Source organism: Pseudomonas sp. PS01270 (assembly GCF_029959775.1).
In the GTDB taxonomy this organism is placed as follows: Bacteria; Pseudomonadota; Gammaproteobacteria; order Pseudomonadales; family Pseudomonadaceae; genus Aquipseudomonas; species Aquipseudomonas atacamensis.
The window spans coordinates 1-2857 of sequence record NZ_JASCPT010000241.1 but is presented as its reverse complement, the minus strand read 5'-3'; the positions used below and the strand labels follow the sequence as shown (position 1 = coordinate 2857).

The window sequence follows — 2857 nt, the reverse complement described above, 5'->3', positions numbered from 1 at the left end:
GCGCTGGATCATTCAACAAAGTCACTGGCAGGGCTGACGTCTTCGCGAGCAGGCTCGCTCCCACTTTTGAATACCTGTGGATAAAAATCAGACAAAAAAAGCGCCGCCATCCCGGCAGCGCTTTTACCAATCCCTATTGTTCTTATCCTTCCATCACATCCCACAAGGCTTCCAGCTCGGCCTCGCTGAACAGGCCAGCGGGGTAACGCTCGATCATCATCCGGCGCGGATCAGGTTGTCTGATCTGACGCGTTCCATTGGACTTCAACCAGTGCGCGACAAGCTGGAGCGATTCGCCGTTGACGGCCATGGGATGCACAGTCCGCTCGCTGATTACGTTCACTTCGGCGTTCATTTCAGCGCTCTCTCCCCGTTCGTGAGCGGCTACGTTATCCAAGGTTTGTGACAGAACTGTTGAAGTTCCCCTCCCTCCCTAGTGCATCAGGAGCAATACAAGAGCTATGCCAAGGCGACTCGAATGTCGACCGGCGGATACAAACAAGCCCGCGGTCCTGACGGGCCGCGGGCTTGCTTTCATGCTGAGCGAGCTAATCATTGCCTGGCTGATTTGTGAATCAACTCAAGCTGTTACGACTCAACTCACTCTTTGTGCGGCGCTGGCTGCTGTTGGGTAAGGCAGTGAATATTGCCGCCACCCAGTAACAGTTCACGGCCCGGCACCATCACCACTTCGTGCTGCGGAAACAGCTTCTGCAAGATTTCCCTGGCCGGGGCATCCATCGGGTCGTCGAAGCTCGGCGCGATGATGCCACCGTTGACGATCAGGAAGTTCACGTAGGAACCGGCCAGACGCACGGAAGGATTGCGCTCCTGCGAACCGTCCACCGCATCGACGCCGGCACACTCTTCTTCGGTCGCATAGAGCGGCCCCGGAATCGGCATTTTGTGCACCGTGAACGGGCGGCCCTTGGCGTCGGTGCTGCTTTGCAGCACTTTCATTGCGGCCTGGCAGCGCGGGTAGTTCGGATCCTGCGGATCATCGGTCCACGCCAGCAGCACTTCGCCCGGACGCACGTAGCAGCAGAAGTTATCCACATGGCCGTCAGTTTCATCGTTGAACAAGCCATCCGGCAGCCAGATGATCTTGTCCACGGACAGGTTGTCACGCAGTACCGTCTCGATTTCTTCGCGGCTCAGGTGCGGGTTGCGATTGCGGTTGAGCAGGCATTCTTCGGTGGTGATCAGCGTGCCTTCACCGTCGACATGAATCGACCCGCCTTCGAGCACGAAACCTTCGGTGCGGTAACGCGGGCTGCGCTCGATCTCGAGGATCTTGCCGCCGACCTGCGAATCACGGTTCCACGGTGCATACAGGCCGCCATCGAAACCACCCCAAGCGTTGAAATCCCAGTTCACACCGCGTACTTCGCCATGGTTATTGATCACAAAGGTCGGGCCGCTGTCGCGAACCCAGGCATCGTCGCTGGACATCTCCACCACGCGGATATTCGGCACATCGAGGCGCGCGCGGGCGTTTTCGTATTGGCCGGCGGAGACGGCAACCGTGACCGGCTCGAAACGGGCGATGGCTTTGGCGACGGCGGCGTGCGCGGCCTGCGCCGGTTTGCCGCCCAGACGCCAGTTGTCCGGGCGCTCGGGCCAGATCATCCAGGTCTGGGTTTGTGGCGCCCACTCGGCCGGCATGTAGAAGCCATCGGCGCGTGGGGTACTTTTCAATGTGGTCATCAGGACTCCAGGGAACCGTCGAGGGTTTTCAACGCGCCGTACAGATTCGGCCGGCGGTCGCGGAATGAACCCCACGCGCTGCGAATATGTTCCAGCTCGTCGAGGTTGAACGTGTGCACAAGAATACCTTCTTCGGTTTTATTCAGCTCCTGCACTTTTTCGCCGAACTGATTGGCGATGAACGACGAGCCGTAGAAGGTGATGTCGTAGCCGTCCTGCTCTTCATTGCCGATGCGGTTGCTGGCAATCAGCGGCATCAGGTTGGCGCCGGCATGGCCCTGCTGCACTCGCTGCCAGTGATCGCGTGAAGAGATGGTCTTGTCGTGCGGCTCGCTGCCGATCGCGGTCGGATAAAAGAGAATTTCCGCGCCTTGCAGGGCCATGCTGCGCGCCGCTTCCGGAAACCACTGGTCCCAGCAAATGCCAACGCCAATTTTCGCGTAACGGGTGTTCCATACCTTGAAGCCGGTGTCGCCCGGGTTGAAGTAATACTTTTCGTGATAGCCCGGGCCGTCGGGGATATGGCTTTTACGATAAATCCCGAGGTTGCTGCCGTCGGCGTCGATGATCGCGATGCTGTTGAAGCGTGCACGCCCGGCCAGTTCGTAGAAGCTGATCGGCAGCACCACTTGTAGCTCTTTGGCAATTTTCCGGAAATGCTTGATGGCGACGTTCTCTTCAACCGTCGTCGCCAGTTGCAGGTAGTCCGGATTGGGCTTCTGGCAGAAGTACGGTGCCTCGAACAGTTCCTGGATAAGGATGATCTGCGCGCCTTTGGCGGCGGCTTCACGGACCAGTCTTTCAGCGGTTTCGAGGTTGGCTTCCAGGTCCCACGAACTGGCCATCTGCGTGGCGGCGACGGTAACGATACGGCTCATGAATCATCTCCGGGCTAGTGCTTTGACGGTCGAAGAATTCGACCGAAAAGAAAACGCGCGCACCGGACAAGAGATCACCATGCCGGAGCAATGGCGACTTTATAACCGATAAATATCGGCTTTAGAAGCTGCAAATAAGGAATCTCTCTGTTTGAACGCCAATTAAATCGATACAAATCGGACTTAAGACCGAAAACAGATGTGGGAGCGAGCCTGCTCGCGAATGCGCTGTGTCAGTCACCGCATGTGGCGACTGATACACAGCTTTCGCG

Annotated in this window: 3 protein-coding genes; all 3 read right to left on the bottom strand. The window is 57.9% G+C overall.

All coding sequences use genetic code 11. From position 1 onward, the window contains the following. Positions 1-142: 142 nt before the first annotated feature. A complete protein-coding gene (locus QMX86_RS27815; protein ID WP_016772156.1) occupies positions 143-355 on the bottom strand; it encodes a hypothetical protein in 213 nt (70 codons plus the stop codon). Positions 356-600: 245 nt separating this feature from the next. Next, entirely contained in the window at positions 601-1707 is a 1107-nt protein-coding gene (aguA, locus tag QMX86_RS27810) for an agmatine deiminase (protein ID WP_243241508.1), read from the bottom strand. Then, entirely contained in the window at positions 1707-2585 is an 879-nt protein-coding gene (aguB, locus tag QMX86_RS27805; protein ID WP_282387797.1) for an N-carbamoylputrescine amidase, read from the bottom strand. The genes aguA and aguB overlap by 1 nt, the downstream gene beginning before the upstream one ends. Between the last annotated feature and the right edge of the window lie 272 nt (positions 2586-2857).

What these genes read in the sequence shown, in the direction of transcription:
- QMX86_RS27815 (WP_016772156.1), bottom strand. Translation starts at nt 355, where the DNA reads ATGAACGCCGAAGTGAACGTAATCAGCGAGCGGACTGTGCATCCCATG.
- aguA (WP_243241508.1), bottom strand. Translation starts at nt 1,707, where the DNA reads ATGACCACATTGAAAAGTACCCCACGCGCCGATGGCTTCTACATGCCG.
- aguB (WP_282387797.1), bottom strand. Translation starts at nt 2,585, where the DNA reads ATGAGCCGTATCGTTACCGTCGCCGCCACGCAGATGGCCAGTTCGTGG.